The sequence below is a fragment of the Streptomyces sp. NPDC018031 genome, from assembly GCF_044327625.1.
GTDB lineage: Bacteria > Actinomycetota > Actinomycetes > Streptomycetales > Streptomycetaceae > Streptomyces.
The window spans coordinates 15143-35046 of the sequence record NZ_JBIRFT010000020.1 but is presented as its reverse complement, the minus strand read 5'-3'; the positions used below and the strand labels follow the sequence as shown (position 1 = coordinate 35046).

8 protein-coding genes are annotated in these 19904 nt (G+C 75.8%); 3 read left to right on the top strand and 5 right to left on the bottom strand.

Annotated features, from left to right (window positions below; all coding sequences use genetic code 11):
- The first annotated feature begins 297 nt into the window (after positions 1–297).
- Positions 298–1029, top strand: coding sequence for a class I SAM-dependent methyltransferase (locus ACH4B3_RS29850; RefSeq protein WP_398468082.1), 732 nt, complete (start codon positions 298–300; stop codon positions 1027–1029).
- 142 nt (positions 1030–1171) lie between these two features.
- On the opposite strand, the gene ACH4B3_RS29845 is transcribed toward ACH4B3_RS29850, so the two are convergent.
- The 3 genes from ACH4B3_RS29845 to ACH4B3_RS29835 all read right to left on the bottom strand — a co-directional run bounded on the left by ACH4B3_RS29845 (position 1172) and on the right by ACH4B3_RS29835 (position 6450).
- Positions 1172–3952: a hypothetical protein gene (locus tag ACH4B3_RS29845; protein ID WP_398468080.1), complete on the bottom strand. Its 2781-nt coding sequence runs from the start codon at positions 3950–3952 to the stop codon at positions 1172–1174.
- Positions 3953–4110: 158 nt separating this feature from the next.
- Positions 4111–5055, bottom strand: a complete 945-nt coding sequence (locus tag ACH4B3_RS29840) for a carbohydrate kinase (protein WP_398468078.1) — start codon at positions 5053–5055, stop codon at positions 4111–4113.
- Positions 5056–5298: 243 nt separating this feature from the next.
- Positions 5299–6450 (bottom strand): alkene reductase, encoded by a 1152-nt coding sequence (locus ACH4B3_RS29835; protein WP_398468076.1) that lies wholly within the window; start codon positions 6448–6450, stop codon positions 5299–5301.
- 179 nt (positions 6451–6629) lie between these two features.
- Here ACH4B3_RS29835 and ACH4B3_RS29830 point away from each other — a divergent pair, with 179 nt between their 5' ends.
- Together ACH4B3_RS29830 and ACH4B3_RS29825 are read left to right on the top strand one after the other, a co-directional pair.
- On the top strand, positions 6630–9860 hold the full coding sequence (locus ACH4B3_RS29830; protein ID WP_398468074.1) for a BTAD domain-containing putative transcriptional regulator: 3231 nt from the start codon (positions 6630–6632) through the stop codon (positions 9858–9860).
- A 232-nt stretch (positions 9861–10092) separates the two neighbouring features.
- The gene (locus ACH4B3_RS29825) at positions 10093–10506 is read left to right on the top strand and encodes an SRPBCC family protein (protein ID WP_398468072.1); all 414 of its coding nucleotides are present in this window, start codon (positions 10093–10095) and stop codon (positions 10504–10506) included.
- A gap of 84 nt (positions 10507–10590) precedes the next feature.
- Here ACH4B3_RS29825 and ACH4B3_RS29820 read toward each other — a convergent pair whose 3' ends face one another.
- Positions 10591–11748: an acyl-CoA dehydrogenase family protein gene (locus tag ACH4B3_RS29820; protein ID WP_398468070.1), complete on the bottom strand. Its 1158-nt coding sequence runs from the start codon at positions 11746–11748 to the stop codon at positions 10591–10593.
- 11 nt (positions 11749–11759) lie between these two features.
- Positions 11760–19904: a type I polyketide synthase gene (locus ACH4B3_RS29815; RefSeq protein ID WP_398468068.1), complete on the bottom strand. Its 8145-nt coding sequence runs from the start codon at positions 19902–19904 to the stop codon at positions 11760–11762.

Sequence of the window (19904 nt, the reverse complement as noted above, 5' to 3'; positions counted from 1 at the left end):
TGGCGACCGGGTGCCGGGCGAGGCGGTCCGGCGGGGGCGGGGGCGCCTGCCGTCCGGCGGGGCTCGGCGCCTGCGGCCCGCGGGGCGGGCGGGGCTCCGGTGACCGGTGGGGTGCGTGGCGGGGCTCCTGCGGCCGGCGGGGTGCGGCGGCGGGGCGCCCGCGGCCGGCGGGAGGCACCGGGGGCCGTGCACTCCGCCTCCCGGAGAGGCACCCGGAGGCCGGGAGCCCGGGGCAACGGTTCGGCCGGGCGCTGAGCGGGGTGCCGCGCGGCGCCCGCACCGGTTCATGATGGGCACATGACCACCGGACCCCGTGCCCGATCGTTCGGTTCCGCGGCCCCGCGCTACGCCGCGCACCGCCCGCCGTACCCGTCCGGGCTCTTCGACACCGTCGAAGAGCTGGCGGGACGGTCCCTCGCAGGCGCCCGGGTCGCCGACGTCGGGGCCGGCACCGGCATCGCCACCGCCCAGCTCGCCGCGCGGGGCGCCCGCGTGCTGGCGGTGGAGCCCGGGGCGGGCATGGCCGCCGAGTTCCGCCGCCGGAACCCCGGTCTGCCGCTGGTGCGCGGGGACGGCGACCGGCTCCCGCTGCGCGGTGCCTCGCTGGACTTCCTCACCTACGCGCAGTCCTGGCACTGGACCGACGCCGCCCGCTCGGTCCCGGAGGCGCTGCGGGTGCTGCGCCCCGGTGGCGCGCTCGCCGTCTGGTGCAACGACCCCGACGTCACGGTGGAGTGGATCGCCGCCCAGCAGGCGCGCATCGAGGCGCGGTTCGGTCCCGGCTGGTACATCAACGAGCGGGCGCGGTCCGCGCCGGGGCTGGAGTTCACCCGGCGGCGGCTGGCCTGGTCCCGCCGGGTACCGGTCGCCACCCACCTGGCCAAGCTGTCCACGCACTCGCTGTTCCTGATCGGCCGGCCGGGCACGGACGACTTCCTCGCCGCCGAGCGCGACCGCCTCACCGGGCTGTTCCCGGAAGGCTGGATCGACGAGCACTACGTCACGGATCTCGCCGTCGCCGTCCGCTGAGCACCGGCCGGGGCCGGGACCGGTGCCGGGGCCGGGTGCCGGGGTACCCGCCGGCCCGGAAGCGGCGACGCGTGGACGGCCCGGAAGCGCTCCCGGCCCCCGGCCGTGCGGGCCGGGGGCCGGGAGCGCGTCGGCGGCAGGATCAGGAGACGTTCCGCACCCGGCCGGTGAACACCGCTCCCTCCTGCGGCTCCCCCTCCTCGTCATAGGTGATCAGGCGCATCCGGACCGACTCCACCGGCTCGCCGACCCGGTCCCTGACGGTGGGCACGGTCACCTCGGCGCCGGACCTGCCGGCGGGGATCTCGGCCCCCAGGTACGGCTCCTCCGTCACCCGGGACAGCGGGGCGCCGCGGCTCGCCGACTCGCCGAACATGTCCTCCAGCCAGCTCCGGTCGACGTCCTCGCCCGACAGCTCCGCGCCCTGGGTCACCGGCAGGATGGCGATGTCGGCCATCAGGTCCGCGTCGGCCTTCTCCGAGAGCGTGATCCGCCAGGTCAGCTTCTGGCCCTCGGTGACCTGGTCCTTGACCGGCTTGACGGTGATCCTGGGGACCGGGTCGTCGTTCCGCACGGTCACACCGCCGCGGTGGGCACCGACGACCGCGCCGCGGACCGCCTTGACGAACACCTCGTGGGAGACGTCGTAGCCGTAGCGGGTGTTGCCCCGCGCGGTGACCGGCACCTTGATCTCCCGGCTGCCCGTGCCCACGGTCACCGTCCGGGAGGTGACCCGTCCGGAGTCCGGGTCCGCGACGAACAGCCGGACCTGGCCCTTGCCGTGCCCGGTGACCCGCACCGGGACGTGGTGGGTGCGGGAGCCGGAGTCGCCCTCGTCGACCGTCAGCCGGCCGATGTCGACCCGCGGAAGCACGGCCGGCCGCACCGCCGGGGTGCCGGGGCGCCAGCCGGCCGCGTCCATCAGCCAGGCCCTGCCGGACCGGCTGCGCGGGGTCAGCTCCAGGGTCCCGACCCGCCGGAGGTCCAGCCCGGCGCGGACGGCCGCGGACACCGGCACCCGGACCTCACGGGCCCAGGCGGAGGCGGTCCGGTCGGTGCCCGGCAGGCCGTCGACCCGGATCCGGCCGAGCGTCGCACGCCGGCCCGAGGTGTCGCCGAGCGCGACGTCGAGCTGGGTTCCGGTGGTGTTGGGCGGCACGATCACCCGCAGGGTCAGTGCCTCGGCGCCCGCCACGGACACCGGCCGCGCGGGGCGTATCCGCACCGCCGAGCCGGGCTGCGACCAGCGCATCGCGACCGCGTGGCGGCCCGGCTCCGGCGACGTCTCCCAGCCGGCGAAGTGCGGGGACACCCCGTCCTTGGTCGCGGACAGGCAGGACTTCGCGGGTTCGGGGTGCACCTGGGCGCAGAGCCGGCCGCCGGTGACGGTGACCGAGTCGTCCGGCAGGAACGCGGGCCCGCGGTTCGCGCCCACCGCGTGGCTGAGCACCCGCGCGGGGTCCGCGGAGGGGGCGCGGCGGCCGGAGCCGTCCAGCAGCGGGCGGACCCGGTCGTCACCGGCGACGAACAGCCGCGCGGCCGCGGCGACGTAGGTGGCGCCCGCGGTCTGCTGCTGGGTGGCGGTCAGCCGGCTCTTCTTGCCGGCCGCGCACAGCGGGTCCGGTGTGTCACCGGACCAGAAGTCGTCGTCGGCCGGCGCCTCGGCCTGTCCGGGGGTCCACTCGCTGTTGAAGTAGTTGTGGTTGGCGCCGACCATGTACACGGCGCTGTGCAGGGCGGTGCCGCGGCCGACACCACGGGTGCCGTCCACGTAGATCTGGCCCTGGAGGTCCGACACGTCGCCGTCGCAGCCCGGCAGGATCGTCAGCGACGGCACGTCCGGGACCGGGTTCTGCCCGAAGATGGTGGGGCCGATGAGGACGGTGCCGCGGATCTTCCAGCGCACCGGCCCGCGGGAACCGTCCTGGTCCGCGGGCGCCCGGTAGAGGCTGTCCAGCGCCGCCCGGTTGACGCCCTCCCCGCCCCGGGAGTGGCCGACCAGCAGGACCCGGGACAGGTCCGCCCGCGACACCGCGCGCACCGCCTCCGGCGCCTTGGCGCGGCCGGAGCTCCAGTCCGCCCAGCGGGCGAGGTGGCGCCGCACCAGGGAGGAGCGGGCCTGCGCGCCGCCGTCCTCCGCCGCGTGGTCCTGCCCGTTGATGCCGTTGGCGGAGACGGACACCGTGACGTAGCCCTGGGAGGCCAGGAGTTCCTGGTCGCGCAGATAGCCGCGGTGGCTGGGCACCGGCCGCGAACCGGTCCGGCACGGCCAGTCGCCGCCCTCGTCGCCCCGGTCGTTGAAGCAGGTGTAGTGGCGGCCGTGCAGGAACAGCGCGAGCGGGCGGCGGCCCGGGGCGTCGGCCGGACCCACCACGGTGGCGCGCATCTCCACCGGTGCCGGGAAGCCCGGCAGCCGCACGGACTTCAGGTCGTACTCACCGCTGACGGTCCGGTACCGGCCGGGGACTCCCGGGTCGGTCTCGTTCGCCGGCAGCGGGGCCGGCGGCCGGGCCGGTGTGACGGGCCGCAGCGGCCGCGGGCCGTGGGCCGGACCGGCGGCGTCCAGCCGGCGCCCGCCGGCCAGGACCCGCAGTTCGGCCGGTGAGCCGACGGACGCGCCGGCCAGGTCCAGCCGGAACGTCCGGCCGTCCGGGTCCGCCACCGGGTGGCCCAGGAGCCGCTCCCCGGCGTAGAACCCGACGCGCGCGTCGCCCATCGGCACCGGGTCGTTCGAGCGCCACACCAGCTGCTCGCGGGGGCCGTCGCCGGAGAGCTGCCAGCCCGCCGGGAGCGGGGTGCCGGCACTGACCGGTGGCGCGGACGCCCGGGTGTCGTCGGATCGCGCGTGCGCCGGTCCCGGCGTCCCCACCGCCAGCACGAGTACCGCCGCGGTGGCGGTCACCATGCGCGGGACACTGATCAAGGTGGTCCTCCTTGCATCGGTCCGGCTCCTGGACCCCGGGTGCGCCCGGGGCCTCCCCGTTCCCGGAGGACGGTGACCGCTGCGCGGGGGTTGCCTGCCGCCGCGAACTTCCGATCACGGGCCGGGCGGCGGAGCCGCCGGCCGGGCCGGAGCGCCCCTCAGCCGGTCCCGGCGCCGAGCTCCGCGGCGTACGGCGGCTGGGCGCCGGCCCGGCCGCAGGTGATCGCGGCGGCCCGGGCCGCGTAGCCGAGGATGTCGCGCCAGCGGTCCGCGTCGAGTCCGGGGCCGGGTTCGGTGGTGAGCGCTCCGTGGCTGTCCAGCCGGTGCAGCAGCGCCGCGTTCACCGTGTCCCCCGCGCCGATGGTGTCCACCACCTCCACCGGCTCGCCGGGGACGGAGACTTCGAGCCCGTCCCGGGTCAGCACGGTCAGCCCCTTCCCGCCCCGGGTGAGCACCACGGCGCGGGGGCCGGCGGCGAGCCACCGCGCGGCGGCGGCCGCCGGGTCCCGCGGCCCGGCGAGCCAGGCCGCGTCCTCCTCGGACAGCTTGAGCAGGGCGACCGACGGCAGCCAGCTGCGGAAGCGTTCCCGGTAGGCGTCGGCGTCGGGGATCAGGCCGGCCCTGATGTTCGGGTCCAGGGCGGTGAAGACGCCGCGCCCGGCCTCCCGGCGCAGCAGCTGCTCGTAGGCGCCGGCGCCGGGTTCCAGGACCAGGGAGCAGGTGCCGAAGGAGACCGCCCGGGTGGTCTCCGGCAGGGCCGGGGGGAGTCGGAAGAACCGGTCCGCGGTGCCCTCGGTGTGGAAGCCGTAGGCCGCGGAGCCGTCGGCGCCGATGTGCGCGACCGCGAGCGCGGTGGGCCGGGCGCACCGCTGCACCAGGGAGGTGTCCACCCCGTCCGCCGTCAGGCCGCGCAGCAGCGCGGCGCCGAAGTGGTCGGTGGACAGCCGGGAGCAGAAGGCGACGGGGGAACCGAGGCGGCCCAGGGCGACGGCGGTGTTGTAGGGGCCGCCGCCGCGCTTGGGCAGCAGTGCGGGCAGTTCGCCGTCGGCGGCCGGCCCGGTGGGGACGAGGTCGATGAGGGCTTCACCGGCGACGACGATCATGGTCCGGGCCTTTCGGGAAGTGACCGGGGTACGGGGTCCGTACCCGCTGGGTGCGGGTGGTCAGGAGCGGGCGGCGGCAGCCGTGGTGCACGAACGTACCGGGCGGGCGGCGGGTTCCGGCCGGGGACGGCGAGGCCGGCCGTGCGGGACGCCCGGAGCGCACCGGTGGTCATCGCGTGGCCGGCCTCGGCCGGGGCGGTGTCCCGCCCGGCGCGACCGCGAGCGGGCCGGCGCCCGGCGCGGTCACGCCGCCGCCGGTTCCGGGACCCCGGCGCGGTGGCCGGTCTCGGCCAGCGTGGGGTAGTCGGTGTATCCGGTCTCCCCGCCCACGTACATCAGGCCCTGGTCGCGCAGCGGGTTGAGCGGCGCCCCGGTGCGCAGCCGCTCGACCAGGTCGGGGTTGGCCAGGAAGGAGCGGCCCAGCGAGATCAGGTCGGCCCCGGCGTCGAGCAGCCGCTCGCCGGCCCGCCGGCCGCCGTCGGCGGGCAGCGGACCGCCCCACCCGAGCGCCGGGTTGGCGATCAGCGTGCCCTGCCAGCCCTCCCGGATCCGCCGGAAGAGGGGCTGGTCGGGGTCGGCGAAGACGACGTGGAGATAGGCCGGCGCGATCCCCGACAGGGCTTCGACGAGCGCCGGGTAGACGCTGCCGGCGTCGCTCTCGCTCATGCCGTTGGCGGTGACCCCGGGCGCGATGCGCACCCCGACCCGGTCCGGGCCGATCTCCTCGGCGACGGCCCGGACCACCTCGACCAGGAACCGGATGCGCCCGGCCACCGAGCCTCCGTAGGCGTCGGTGCGGAGGTTGGTCCCGTCGGCCAGGAACTGGTGCAGGAGATAGCCGTTGGCGCCGTGCACCTCCACCCCGGCGAAGCCGGCCTCGACGGCGTTGCGGGCGGCGGCGGCGAAGTCGGCCACGGTGGACCGGATCTCCGCGACCGTCATCTCCCGCGGGACCACCGAGGGCCGGCGGCCGCCCGGGGTGTGGATGGTGTCCGGGAGCGGTACCGGGGAGGGTGCCAGCGGCGTCAGTCCCCCGTTGTTGTCCGGGTGGCCCACCCGGCCGCCGTGCTGCAGCTGGAGGAACATCCGGCCGCCCGCGGCGCGCACCGCGTCGGTGACCCGCCGCCAGCCGGCGACGTGCCGGTCCTGGTGGATCGCGGGGATGTTGGGGTAGGTGACGCCCACCGCGTTCGGGGTGGCGGCCTCGGCGATGATCAGTCCCGCGGAGGCGCGCTGCGCGTAGTAGGTGGCCATGACCGGTTCCGGGACGCCGTCGGCCGCCGCGCGGTTGCGGGTCATCGGAGCCATCACCAGGCGGTTGGGCAGGTCCAGCGCGCCGAGGCGGGCGGGCTGGAAGAGGCGGCGGGCGGAGGCGGTCTGCTCGGTGCTGGACATGTCGGGTGCTCCTGTCGTTCCGGTCGCGGTGCGCGGTGTCGGCCCGCCGGCGGTCTCCGCCGTGCGTCCCCGCCCCTTCGGGGGGGTGTTTCCGACACGGAGGACTCTCCCGGGAGGCGCTTCGGAGGCGCTGACGGTCCGCTGACACCCCGTTGACCAGCGCTGTGTAGCGTGCCCTCATGCGATACGGGGTGCTGGGACCACTGGTGGTGTGGAACGGCGAGGGCGAGCCGGTGAAGGTGCCCGAGGCGAAGGTCCGGGCACTCCTGGCCGACCTGCTGGTGCACGAGGGGCGGCCGGTCTCCGCCGGCCGGCTCATCGACGACCTGTGGGGCGAGCGGCTGCCGGGGAATCCCGCCAACGCGTTGCAGGCCAAGGTCTCCCAGCTGCGCCGGGTGCTGGGGCCCGGCCGGGTGGTGCACCAGGCCGCCGGCTACCGGCTGTGCCTGGACCCCGGCGGGGACGACGTGGACGCCGGCCGCTTCCGGTCGCTGGTGGCCGGGGCCCGGCTGGCGGACGACCCGCGGGCCCGGGCGGCGCTGCTCACCGAGGCGCTGGGGCTGTGGCGCGGCCCGGCGTACGCCGACTTCGCCGACGAGGGGTTCGTGAAGGCGGCGGCCCAGCGGCTGGCGGAGCAGCGGCTGGCCGTCGTGGAGGAGCAGGCCGAGGCGCGTCTGGAGTGCGGGGACCACACCTTGCTCACCGGCGAACTCGCCGACCTGGTGGCCCGTCACCCGCTGCGCGAGAGGCTGCGCGCGGTCCAGATGCGCGCCCTGTACCTGACCGGCCGGCAGAGCGAGGCCCTCGCCTCGTACGGGGAGCTGCGGGAGCGCCTGGCGGACGAGCTGGGGCTGGACCCCGGGCCGGAGCTGGCCGCGCTGCACGACGCCATCCTGCGCCAGGACGCGTCACTGGTCCCGGCGCCGGACCCCGCCACCGCCCCGGCCCCGGCGGCCGCCGCGGCCCCGGCCGCCGCCCCGCCGGCCACCGGCGGCGGACCGCGGCTGCCGGCCCCGCTGACCGCGCTGGTCGGCCGCGACCGGACCGCGACCGAGGTGCGGGCCCTGCTGGACACCGCCCGGCTGGTCACCCTCACCGGTCCGGGCGGGGTCGGCAAGACACGGCTGGCGGTGGAGGTCGCGTCCCGGGCGGCCCGTGACCGGGGCGACCACCCGGACGGGGTGTGGCTGGTGGAGTTCGCCGGCCGCCACGGGGACCTGGCCGACCTGGTCCAGCTGACCTGCACGGTGCTCGGCATCCGGGACGACGCGCCCCCCGGCCCGGCCTCGGGGCCGCCCGGGCAGGACGGCCCCGGGCACCGGCTCACCGCCGCGCTGCGGGACCGCCGGATGCTGCTCGTGCTGGACAACTGCGAGCACGTCGTGGAGCCCGCCGCCGAACTCGTCGAGCTGCTGCTGCGGGCCGCGCCGGGCCTGCGGGTGCTGGCCACCGGCCGGGAACCGCTCGGCCTGACCGGCGAGACGGTCTTCCTGGTCGAGCCGCTGGCGACGGCCGACGCGGTACGGCTGTTCGCGGAGCGCGCCGCCGCGGCCGCCCCGGGCTTCTCGCTCGACGGCGCCGACGGGGAGACCGAGCGGCAGGTGGCGGAGATCTGCCGCCGCCTCGACGGCATCCCGCTCGCCCTCGAGCTGGCCGCGACCCGGGTCCGGGCGCTGGGGGTACGGGAGCTGGCGGCGCGACTGGGCAACCGGTTCCGGGTGCTCACCACCGGACAGCGCGGCGCCCCGGCCCGCCAGCGGACGCTGCGGGCGGTGATCGACTGGAGCTGGGAGCTGCTCTCCGTGCCGGAGCGCATCGTGCTGCGCCGCCTCGCGGTGCACGGCGACGGCTGCACCCTGGACGCCGCGGAGGCGGTGTGCGCGGGGGACGGGGTGGCCGCGGAGGAGGTCCTCGACCTGGTCACCCGGCTGGTCGACCGGTCGCTGGTCACCATGGTCGACGGGCCGGCCGGCCCCCGCTACCGGCTGCTGGAGTCGGTGGCCGAGTACGGGCTGGAGCGCCTGCACGAGGCGGCGGACCACGACCCGGTCCGGGGCCGCCATCTGCGCCACTACCTGGACCTGGCCGAGCGGGCCGAGCCGCGGCTGCGCGGGCCGGAGCAGCGGGAGTGGCTCGGCCGCCTCGACGCCGAGGCGGCCAACCTGCGCGCGGCGCTGGACGAGGCGGTACGGCGCGCCGCGACGGCCGAGGCGGTACGGCTGGCCACCGCGCTGTGCTGGTGGTGGCTGCTGCGCGGCCGGCTGCACGAGGGCCGCCGCGCCCTGTCCGCGGTGTGCGCGGTCGTTCCCGGGGACGCCGGGCTGCGGACGCTGCACCGGGCGTTCGCGCTGATGACCGGGGACCGGCCCGGGCCGGACGGGCACCCCGCCCCGGCGGCCGGGGACCCGGCGCGGCTCGGCCGGGCCGTCTGGCTCACCGGGTACGCGCTGTTCTGCGCCGGCGACCCCGCCGCGAGCGAGGAGTCCAACGCCCGCGCGCTGGAGCTGTTCGCTGCCGCGGACGACGGCTGGGGCACCGCCGCGGTCCTCGCGCTGCGGTCGACGCACGCGCTGATCCGCGGGGACCTGGCCACCATCGAACGCGACGGCCGCAGCAGCGCCCTGGCCTTCCGGGACCTCGGGGACCGGTGGGGGGAGTTGCAGACCGTCCCGGCGCTCGCCGCGCTCGCCGAGATCCGGGGGGACTACCCGGAGGCGACCCGGCGCCAGCGCGAGGGGCTGCGCATCGCGCGGGAGCTGGCGCTCGCCGCGGAGGTCTCCGCGCGGCTGTCCGGGCTCGGCAGGCTGGCGCTGCTCGCCCGGGAGTGGGACCGGGCCGGCGACCTCCACGAGGAGGCCCGGCGGCTCGCCGCCGGGCAGGGCCATCTCTACGGCGAGGTGCACGCGCTGATGGGGCTGGCGCTCGGGGCGCGGCGGGCCGGTGACCTCGACGCCGCCGAGGCCCAGCTGACCCGGCTCCGCGACGGGTATCCGTCCTCCGTGCCGGGCGAGCACCTGCTCTGCGCGGAGCTCGGCTTCGTCGCCGAGTTGCGCGGGGACGCGGCCGGGGCCACCGGTCACCACCTCCGGGGGCTGGCGGTGGCGGGTGCGCTCGGTGAGCCGCGCGCCGTGGCGCTGTCCCTGGAGGGCCTGGCGGGAGCCGTGGCGCTGCCCGGGGGCGGTGGGCGGGCCGGCTGCGCGGCCCTGCTGCTGGGGGCGGCGAACGCTGCCCGCCGCGGTGTCGGCGCGCCGCTGCCGGCCGCCGAGCGCGGTGACGTGGACCGGATCACGGCGGCGGTGACGGCCGCACTGGGCGAGGCGGCGTTCGCGGAGGCGTTCCGGCGGGGCGCCCGGATGACCTTCCGGGGCGCCGCGCGGGCCGCCCGGGCGGCGCTCTCCCCGGCGGGCTGAGGCCGGGCGTGTCCGGCCGACTGCGGGGCCCGTGGCGCCCCGGCGGTACGGGGCCCGGGCCTGCCGGCCGGGTACGGGCGCCCCGGCGGTGTGCGGGCCCGGGCGCCCGGGGGCTCGCCGCCGCCCCGCCGGGCCGGCGGCGCGGGTGCACCGGGGGCGGGTGTCCCGGGGGCTTGCTTCGCCCGGATCTGGGCACTCGACCGGCGACGCTTCCGGAAGGACGGTGCCGCCGATGACCGAATACGAGCGTTCCCGCACCATGCCGGCTCTTCCCGAACACGTATTCGACCAAGCCGGGCGGGTGGACCAGCTCGACGGCTGGCTCCCCAGGGATCTCCATGTGCGCGTCGACGACCTCCCCGCGGTGACCGTCCACGAGGACCGCACCGGGGAGGACGCCCGCGGGCTGTTCCGGGCCCGCAAGGAACAGCTGCGGCTGGAGTGGGGGACACGGGAGACCGGCAGGTACGCCGGATGGCTCCAGGTCGCCGGGCTGGGCAGCGGTGCCAGTGAGGTCACCGTCCACCTGTCCTTCTTCGACCCGCGGCACGCTCCCCCGGGCGACGCCGTGCGGGACGCCCTGGACCGGAGCCTGGAGCGGCTGGAGGAACAGGTGCGGCTGGGCACCGAGAACCCCGCCGGATGACACGGCTCCCCCGGCCCCGGGGACCCTGCCGGGCCCCGAGGCCGGGACCGGCCCCCGCCCGGGAGGGGCGGGGGCCGAAGGGCGCTAGGACCGGCGGGGCACCGGGATGACGTAGCGGCTGAACACCAGCTCCCGCAGGACGTCGTCGCCGCCCTCGACCAGCGAGACGTACCGGATGTCCCGCATCAGCTTCCCGATCGGCAGGTCGTTGGTGTACCCCAACCCGCCGAACATCTCGGAACCGACGCTCGCCACGTCCCAGCCGGCCTGGCCGCAGAACATCTTCGCCGTCAGCGCCGACTTCAGCGTGCCCTGCCGGGCGAAGAAGGCGGCGGCGTCGGGCCGCTGCATGATCGCGTCGTAGTCGCGGGCCGCCCGCAGGCAGTGGCTCTTCATGACGTCGATCTGCATTTCCATCTGCCCGAGCCGCTGCGCGAAGACCGGGCTGTCGAGCAGCGTGCCGTCCCGGAACGGCTTGTTCTTGGCATAGGTCATGCAGTGGTCGCGGACCCGGCGGGCGATGCCGATGGCGGTGGTGGCGATCAGGATCCGGCTGGCGTTCAGGCCGATCTCCAGCAGCCGGAGCCCGGAACCCTCCAGCTCGTTGCCGGCCGGCACCCGGACCTGGTCCAGCTTCACCTGGTAGGTGTGCGAGGCCCGCAGCCCGATGACGTCCCACCGCTTGACGATCTCCACGCCCGGTGTGTCCCGCGGGACCACGACCGCGCGGTACACGTCCGGGTCCTCCACCGCCCGGGCGACGACGATGATGAAGTCGGCGAAGTCGGTGTTGGTGGAGAAGAACTTCTCCCCGGTGAGGACCAGCTCGTCACCCTCCCGGGTGGCGACCGTCTCGATCTTGCTGAGTTCGCTGCCCGCGTTGCGCTCGCTGCCCAGGGTGGCGCAGAACGAACCGCGGGCCGCCATGGGCTTGAGGTACCGCTCCTTCAGCTCGTCCGATCCGTACAGCTGCACCATGCTGGTGCCCAGGATCGAGATGAACAGCGTGAAGGCCACACCGGCGTCGCCGTAGGCGATCTCGTTCACGATCTCGACGCTGTCCTCGAGGGTGAGCCCGCGGCCGCCGAGCTCCTCGGGCAGCCACCAGTTCGCGAGCCCGGTCTCCCGGAACGTGTCGTACACCTGCAGCGGCTTGTCCGTCAGGACATCCACCTGCGCGTTGTCACCGCTCAGTTCGTTCTTGACGAACTGGCGAACAGTCTTCAGGTCTTCAGGTTTCATCGTCCCACCATCTACTCGTCAAACGCGCGCTGGATGAGGTTCTCGACGTCCAAGGCGTCGATCTCGTCATCCACTTCGTCCGCTGCCGTGTCTTCGTCGTTGTCCTGCGGCTCCTGCTCCGGCCCGTCCTCCGGGAAGAGCCGGTCCCGCAGATGTTCGGCCAGTGCGGCCGGGGTCGGGTAGTTGAAGATCACCGTCGCCGGGATCTGCAGCCCGGTGTCCTTCTTGACCTGGTTGCGGAACTCCACCCCGCTCAGCGAGTCGAAGCCGATCTCCTTGAAGGACAGGTCGGCGTCGATGTCGTCCGCGGACGGGTAGTCCAGCACCATCGCCGCGGTCTCCAGCAGCAGTTCCAGCAGCTCGTTCACCTGGTCCGCGGGCGACAGCTCCGTCAGCCGCTGCACCAGCGGCAGCTCGGTGGCTTCCTCGACCCGCTTGCGCTGCGGCTTGACCAGGCCGCGCAGCAGCGCCGGCACGGTGTCCAGCTGCGCGAGCGCGGTGCGGTCCAGCACGGCCGGCACCAGCGCCGCGGTGTCCAGGGCGAGCGCCGTGTCGAACAGCGCGGTGCCCTTCGCGGCCGCCAGCGGCACGATCCCGTTGCGCTTGAACCGCGACAGGTCGACCTGGCCGAGAGTGCCCGCCATACCGAGCTCCCACGGGCCCCAGGCGAGCGAGACCGCCGGCAGCCCGGCCGCCCTGCGACGCGCGGCGAGCGCGTCCAGGAACGTGTTGGCCGCCGCGTAGTTGGCCTGCCCGGCCGTGCCGATGGTGCCGGCGATGGACGAGTACAGGACGAACGCCGACAGGTCCAGGTCCTCGGTCAGCTCGTGCAGGTGCCAGGCGGCGTCGACCTTCGGCCGGAGCACCCGGTCCAGCTGTTCCGGCGTCAGCGTCTCGGTGCTGGCGTCGTCCAGCACACCCGCCAGGTGGACGACCCCGGTCAGCGGCCGGTCCTCCGGGATCTTCGCGAGCGTCCCGGCCAGCGCCTCCCGGTCGGCCACGTCACAGGCCGCCTGGGTGACGTCGGCGCCGAGCGCGGTCAGTTCCGCGACCAGGTCGGCCGAGCCGGGGGCCGCCGATCCCTGGCGGCTGAGCAGCAGCAGGTTCCGCACGCCGTGCTCGGCCACCAGGTGCCGGGCGAACAGCGCGCCGAGTCCGCCGGTGGCGCCGGTGAGCAGGACCGTGCCCCGCTCGTCCCAGGCCGGTTGCGCGGCCCGCGCCTGCGGCGCCGCGGCCAGCCGCGGCACATAGGCCACGCCCCGGCGGATCGCCAGCTGCGGCTCACCGGTCAGGTCCAGCGACTCCAGGGCCCGCAGCGACTCCTCGTGCCCGTCGGTGTCGACCAGCACGAACTGGTCGGGGTGTTCGGCCTGGGCCGACCGCACCAGGCCCCAGACCGGAGCGGCGGACAGCTCGGGACTCTCGTCCGCGCCGACCGCGACCGCGTTGCGGGTCACGAACACCCGCCGGGCCTGGCCGAACCGCTCGTCCCGCAGCCACTTCTGCACCAGGCCGAGGGTCTCGTGCGCGGTGGCCCGGGCCGACGCCGGAACGTCTCCGTCCCCGTCCGCGGCCAGGTGCGTGATCTCCAGCTCCGCGGACGGCCCGGCGGCACCGTCCGTGCCGGTCAGCGGGGTCCAGTCCAGCGCGAACAGGGAGTCGGCCGCCGTTCCGCCGGCCAGCTGCTCGACCGAGGCCGGCATCAGCGCCAGCGAGTCCACCGACAGCACCGGGGTGCCCCCGGGGCCGGTGATCCGCAAGGACACCTCCTGCTCACCCTTGCGGGCGATCCGGACCCGCAGCTCGGTGCCGCCGAGGGCGTGGTACGACACGCCCGACCAGGAGTACGGCAGGAGCACCTGGCTGGGGTCGGAGCCGGTCAGCAGCGCCAGCATCGGGTGCAGGGCCGCGTCGAACAGCGCCGGGTGCAGGGCGAACCCGCCGGAGGCGTGCCGGACGTCCTCGGGCAGCCGGACCTCGCCGTACATCTCGTCGCCCAGGCGCCACGCGGCGCGCAGCCCCTGGAAGGCGTCCCCGTAGGTGTAGCCGCGGTCGACCAGCTCCGGGTAGAAGCCGGTCAGTTCCACCGCCTCGGCCCCCTCGGGCGGCCACACCTCCGAGGAGGCGGCCTCCGGGGCCGGGGCCGGGTCGGCGGAGAGGTGACCGGTCGCGTGCTGCGTCCAGGCCCCCGCCCCGGCGACCGCCGTACGGGAGTGGACGCTGATCGGCCGCCGGCCCGTCTCCTCGGCCGCCCCCACCAGGATCTGGAGCCGGACGTCGTCGTCGGCCAGCGTCAGGGGCGCCTGCAGGGTCAGTTCCTCGACGGTGCGGCAGCCGGCGTCGTCCAGGGCGTGCAGCACCATCTCCAGGAAGGCCGCGCCCGGGAACACCACGTTGCCGAAGATGACATGGTCGGCCAGCCAGGGGTCGTCGGCCGGCGAGACCCGGCCGCTGAGCACCAGCTGGTCGCCGACCGCGAGGTCGGTGGCGGCGGCGAGGAACGGGTGCTCGACCGCGGCGAGTCCGGCACCGGTCACATCGCCCAGCGGCTTCGCGGGCTCGACCCAGTACCGCTGCCGGTCGAAGGCGTAGGTGGGCAGGTCGACGCGGTGTCCGGCGACCTCGGCGGCGGTGAGGTAGGACCGCCAGTCCACCGGCACGCCCGCGACGTGCAGCCGGGCCAGCGCCTCGACGGCCGAACGCGCTTCGGACCGGTCCTTCCGGGCGAGGGCGACCACCGGCAGCTCGGTGCCGCTCTCGGCCAGGGTCTCCTGCGCCATGGCCGCGAGGACGCCGTCGGGGCCGGCCTCGACCAGCACCTCGGCGCCGGCCGCGACCGCAGCGCGGACGCCGTCGGCGAACCGCACGGCCTCGCGGACGTGCCGCACCCAGTACTCGGGCTGCTCCAGCGCGCCGTCCTCGGCCGCCGCCCCGGTGACGTTGGAGATGACCGGGATGCGCGGCGCCGCGTACGACACCGACTTCGCGACCTGCCGGAACTCCTCCAGCATCGGCTCCATCAGCGGCGAGTGGAACGCGTGCGAGACGCGCAGCCGCTGCGTCTTGTGGCCCTCGCCGGCGAACTTCGACTTCACCGCGAGGACCACGTCCTCGGCGCCGGAGATCACCACGGAGGTGGGGCCGTTCACCGCGGCGATCGAGACGGACTCCTCCTGACCGTCCAGCGCGGCGCGGACGTCCGCCTCCTCGGCCTGCAGCGCCACCATCGCGCCGCCGCGCGGCAGGGCCTGCATCAGCCGGCCCCGGGCCGCCACCAGGCGGGCCGCGTCGGCGAGCGAGAACACCCCCGCCACGTGCGCGGCGGCCAGTTCACCGATCGAGTGCCCCACCAGGACGGCGGGGGCGACCCCCAGCGACTCCAGCAGCCGGAACGCCGCCACCTCGAAGGCGAAGAGCGCGGGCTGCGTCATCGCCGTCTCGTCGAGCAGCCGGGCGGTGTCGGAGTCGGGGGCGGCCGAGACCACCTCGTCGATCGAGTGCTCCAGCAGCGGGGCGAACTCCGCGCAGACCGCCTGCCACGCCTCGGCGAACACCGGGAACGCCTCGATGAGTTCACGGCTCATGCCGAGCCGCTGGCTGCCCTGTCCGGAGAACAGCACGCCGACGCCGGGTGCGACCGCCGCACCGCCCACCACGACGCCCGAGGACCGGTCGCCCTTGGCCAGCGCCGCCAGCCCGGACAGCAGTTCCGCCCGGTCCGAGCCCAGCACCACCGCGCGGTGCTCGAACGCCGTCCGCTCGGTGGCGAGGGTGAGCGCCACGTCGGCCGCGTGCGGTGCGTCGTCGCCGGAGACCGCGGTCCACAGCCGCTGTGCCTGGCGGGTCAGCGCCGCCGCGTTCCGGCCGGACACCAGCCACGGCACCAGGCCGGCCGGCTGCTCGTCACCGTCCCGCTCCACCGGCTCGTCGAGGTCGCCCTGTTCGAGGATCACGTGGGCGTTGGTCCCGCTGATGCCGAACGACGAGACACCGGCCCGCCGCGGCCGGCCGGCCTCCGGCCAGACCTGCTCGTCGGTCAGCAGCTCCACGGCGCCGGAGGCCCAGTCGACGTGCTGCGTCGGCTCGTCGACGTGCAGCGTCCGCGGCAGCACGCCGTGGCGCATGGCCATGATCATCTTGATCACGCCGGCCGCGCCCGCCGCCGCCTGGGTGTGCCCGATGTTGGACTTCACCGAGCCCAGCCACAGCGGCTGCTCCCGGTCCTGGCCGTAGGTCGCCAGCAGCGCCTGGGCCTCGATCGGGTCGCCCAGCGTGGTGCCGGTGCCGTGCGCCTCGACCGCGTCGACGTCCGCCGTGGACAGCCCCGCGCTCGCCAGCGCCTGCCGGATCACCCGCTCCTGGGACGGGCCGTTGGGGGCGGTGAGCCCGTTGCTCTCACCGTCCTGGTTGATCGCCGAGCCGCGCAGCACCGCCAGCACCCGGTGGCCGTTGCGGCGCGCGTCCGACAGCCGCTCCAGCACCAGCACGCCGACGCCCTCGGACCAGCCGGTGCCGTCGGCGGCGTCCGCGAACGCCTTGCAGCGGCCGTCGGCCGCCAGCCCGCTCTGCCGCGCGAACTCGACGAAGATGCCGGGGGTCGACATCACCGTCACACCGCCCGCCAGCGCCAGGGAGCAGTCACCGGACCGCAGGGACTGGGCCGCCAGGTGCAGCGCCACCAGCGACGACGAGCACGCCGTGTCGACGCTCACCGCCGGCCCCTCCAGGCCCAGGGTGTAGGCGACCCGGCCGGAGACCACGCTGGAGGCACCGCCGGTCAGGGCGTGGCCGCCGAGGTTGTCCGGCACGTCGTGCAGGCGCGGCAGGTAGTCCTGGCTCATGGCGCCCATGAAGACCGCGGTCCGGCTGCGGCGCAGCGCCGCCGGGTCCTGGCCGGCCCGCTCCAGCGCCTCCCACACGACCTCCAGCACCAGCCGCTGCTGCGGGTCCATGGTCAGGGCCTCGCGCGGGCTGATGCGGAAGAACCCCGCGTCGAAGTCCCCGGCACCGCTGAGGAAACCACCGGCCCGGGCGTGCCGCGCACCGGGGTCCTCGGGCCAGCCGCGGTCCTCCGGGAACGGCTCGATCGCGTCCTCGCCGCCGGAGACCAGCCGCCACAGGTCCTCGGGCGAGGTGACCCCGCCGGGGAGCCGGCAGCTCATGCCGACGATCGCGATCGGGTCGTCGGCGTCCGCGGTGGACACCTGGTGGACCCGCGGGCCGGCGTCGCGGCCGGTCAGCTGGTCGTTCAGGTGCCGTACCAGCGCGCTGGGGGTGGGGTAGTCGAACAGCAGTGACGTGGGCGTGCGCAGCCCGGCCGCGGTGTTCAGCCGGTCGCGCATCTCCACCGCGGTCACCGAGTCGAAGCCGAGCTCCTTGAACGTGCTGTCGGCCTCGACCAGCTTGGGGTCGGCGAGGCCGAGGACGGCCGCCGCCTGGGAGCGGACCAGCGTCCACAGGTCCTGCTCGGTCAGCCGGGCGGCGGGCTCGTCGGCCGCGGGTGCCGCCTCCGGGGCGCCGGCCGCCGGCAGGGCCCGCGGCTCGACGCGCTCGCCGGTGACCCAGAACTCCTGCCGCTGGAAGGCGTAGGTCGGCAGGTCCACCCGGCGGGCGCCCGCGAACAGCGGCCGCCAGTCCACCTCGACGCCCTTGGTGTACAGCTCGGCCATGGACAGCAGCAGGCGGCGGGACTCCTCCTCCTGCCGGCGCAGCGTGCCCTGGACCACGACGGTGTCCACCGTGTCCTGGATGGCCATGGTCAGCACCGGGTGCGGGCTGACCTCGACGAAAACCCCGTGTCCGGCGTCGGCCAGCACCTTCACGGTCTCCGCGAGCCGCACCTCCTGCCGGAGGTTCCGGTACCAGTAGTCGGCGTCCAGCGTGCTCACGTCCACCCGGCCGCCGGCCACGGTGGAGTAGAACGCGACCCCGCTGTCGGTCGGCACGATGCCCTCGGCGACCCGCAGCACCTCGTCCCGGATCTCCTCCACCTGCGCGGAGTGGGACGCGTAGTCGACCGGGATGACCCGGGCGCGGATGCCGCGCGCCTCGCACTCGGCGACCACCTCGTGCACCGCGTCGACGTCGCCGGAGATCACCACCGCGTTGGGGCCGTTGACCGCCGCGACCGAGACCCGGTCGCGGTCCACGTCCTCGGCGGGCATCGCCAGCGAGGCCATGGTGCCGCGGCCGGACAGCCCGGCGTCGATGGCCAGGCTCCGGCCGACCGACAGGCGCAGCCCGTCGGCCAGGGAGATGATGCCGGCCGCGCAGGCGGCGGCGATCTCGCCCTGCGAGTGCCCGACGACCGCGTCGGGCGCCACGCCCGCCGCCCGCCACACCTCGGCCAGGGACACCATCACCGCGAACAGCACGGGCTGCACGACGTCCACGCGTGCCAGCGCGGCCTCGTCGTCGAGCACCTCCCGCAGCGACCAGTCGACCAGGCCGCTCAGCACTTCCTCGCACTCCGTCATCCGGGCGGCGAACACCGGGGAGGAGTCCCACAGTCCGCGGGCCATGCCCAGCCACTGCGACCCCTGGCCGGGGAACACCCAGACCACCTTGGAGCCGGTGGCGACGGAGCCCGTGGCGACCGATCCGGACGCCTCGCCCGCGGCCAGGGCCGTCAGCCCGGCCAGCAGTTCGGCGCGGTCGGCGGCGATCACCACGCCGCGGTGCTTCAGCGCCGACCGGGTGGTCACCGCGGAGTAGCCGACGTCCGCGGTGCGCAGCTCGGGGGCGGACTCCAGCCATTCCTTCAGCCGCTCCGCCTGGGCACGCAGCCCCGCCGCGGACCGGCCCGACACCACCACGGGCACGGGGGTGTCCTGCTCGGGGGCGGTGGCCGGCTCCGGCGCGGCGGGGTGGTCGGCGACCACCAGGTGGCAGTTGGTGCCGCCGACGCCGAAGGAGCTGACACCGGCGAGCCGGCGGCCCTCGGGCCACGGCCCGGTGGCCGCGTTGACCCGGAGCTTCCACTCGTCCATCGGGATCGACGGGTGCGGCTGGGCGAAGTTGAGGCTCGCCGGGAGCTCCCCGTGCTTCATCGACAGCGCGACCTTGATCAGGCCGATGACACCCGCGGCGGCGTCGAGGTGCCCGATGTTGGTCTTCACCGAGCCGACGAGCAGCGGCCGGCCGGCCTCACGGGCCGGGCCGAACACCGAGCCGAGGGCGCCCGCCTCGACCGGGTCGCCGGCCCGGGTGCCGGTGCCGTGCAGCTCGACGTACTGGACCTCCTCGGGACGCACGCCCGCCCGGGCGTAGGCCTCCCGCAGCAGCGCCTGCTGCGCGTCGCCGTCCGGTACGGTCAGCGCCTGGCCGTCGCCGTCGTGGTTCATCGCGCCGCCGAGCAGCACGCAGTACACCGGGTCGCCGTCGGCGACCGCGTCCTCCAGCCGCTTGAGCACGACCACACCGGCGCCCTCGCCCCGGACGAAGCCGTTGGCGCGCGCGTCGAAGGTGTAGCTGCGGCAGTCCGGGGACAGGGCGCCGGCCCGGGCCAGCGCGAGGGTCCCCTCGGACACCAGGTTCAGGTGCACGCCCCCGGCCAGCGCCAGGCGGGTCTCGCCCGACACCAGGCTCTCGCACGCCATGTGCACGGCGACCAGCGAGGAGGACTGTGCGGTGTCCACCGTCACGCTCGGGCCGTGGAAGCCGAGCTGGTGGGAGATGCGGTTGGCGATCACGCCCCGGCTCAGGCCGGCCAGCGAGTGGTGGGACACGGCGTCCGGGCCGTGCCGGTGGACGAGTGAGGCGTAGTCGTCCCCGGTGGCGCCGAGGAAGATCGCGGTGGAGCTGCCGCGCAGGCCCTCCGGCGCGGCGCAGGCGTCCTCCAGCGCCTCCCAGCTCAGTTCCAGCGCCAGGCGCTGGCGCGGGTCCATCGCCGCGGCCTCGCGCGGGGATATGCCGAAGAACCCGGCGTCGAATTCGGCGACGCGGTCGACGAAGCCGCCCCGGCTGTACTGCTCCAGTTCCGGGACGTCGTGCCGGCGCTCGGCAGGAGCGTCTGTGATGGCGTCCGTGCCGTCGCGCAGCAGCCGCCAGAAGGCCCGGGGGTCCTGGGCCCCCGGAACCCGGCACGCCACCCCGACGACGGCGACGGCATGCCCGAACGGACGATCGGATCGTCCTTCGACCTGATTCACGTGCAT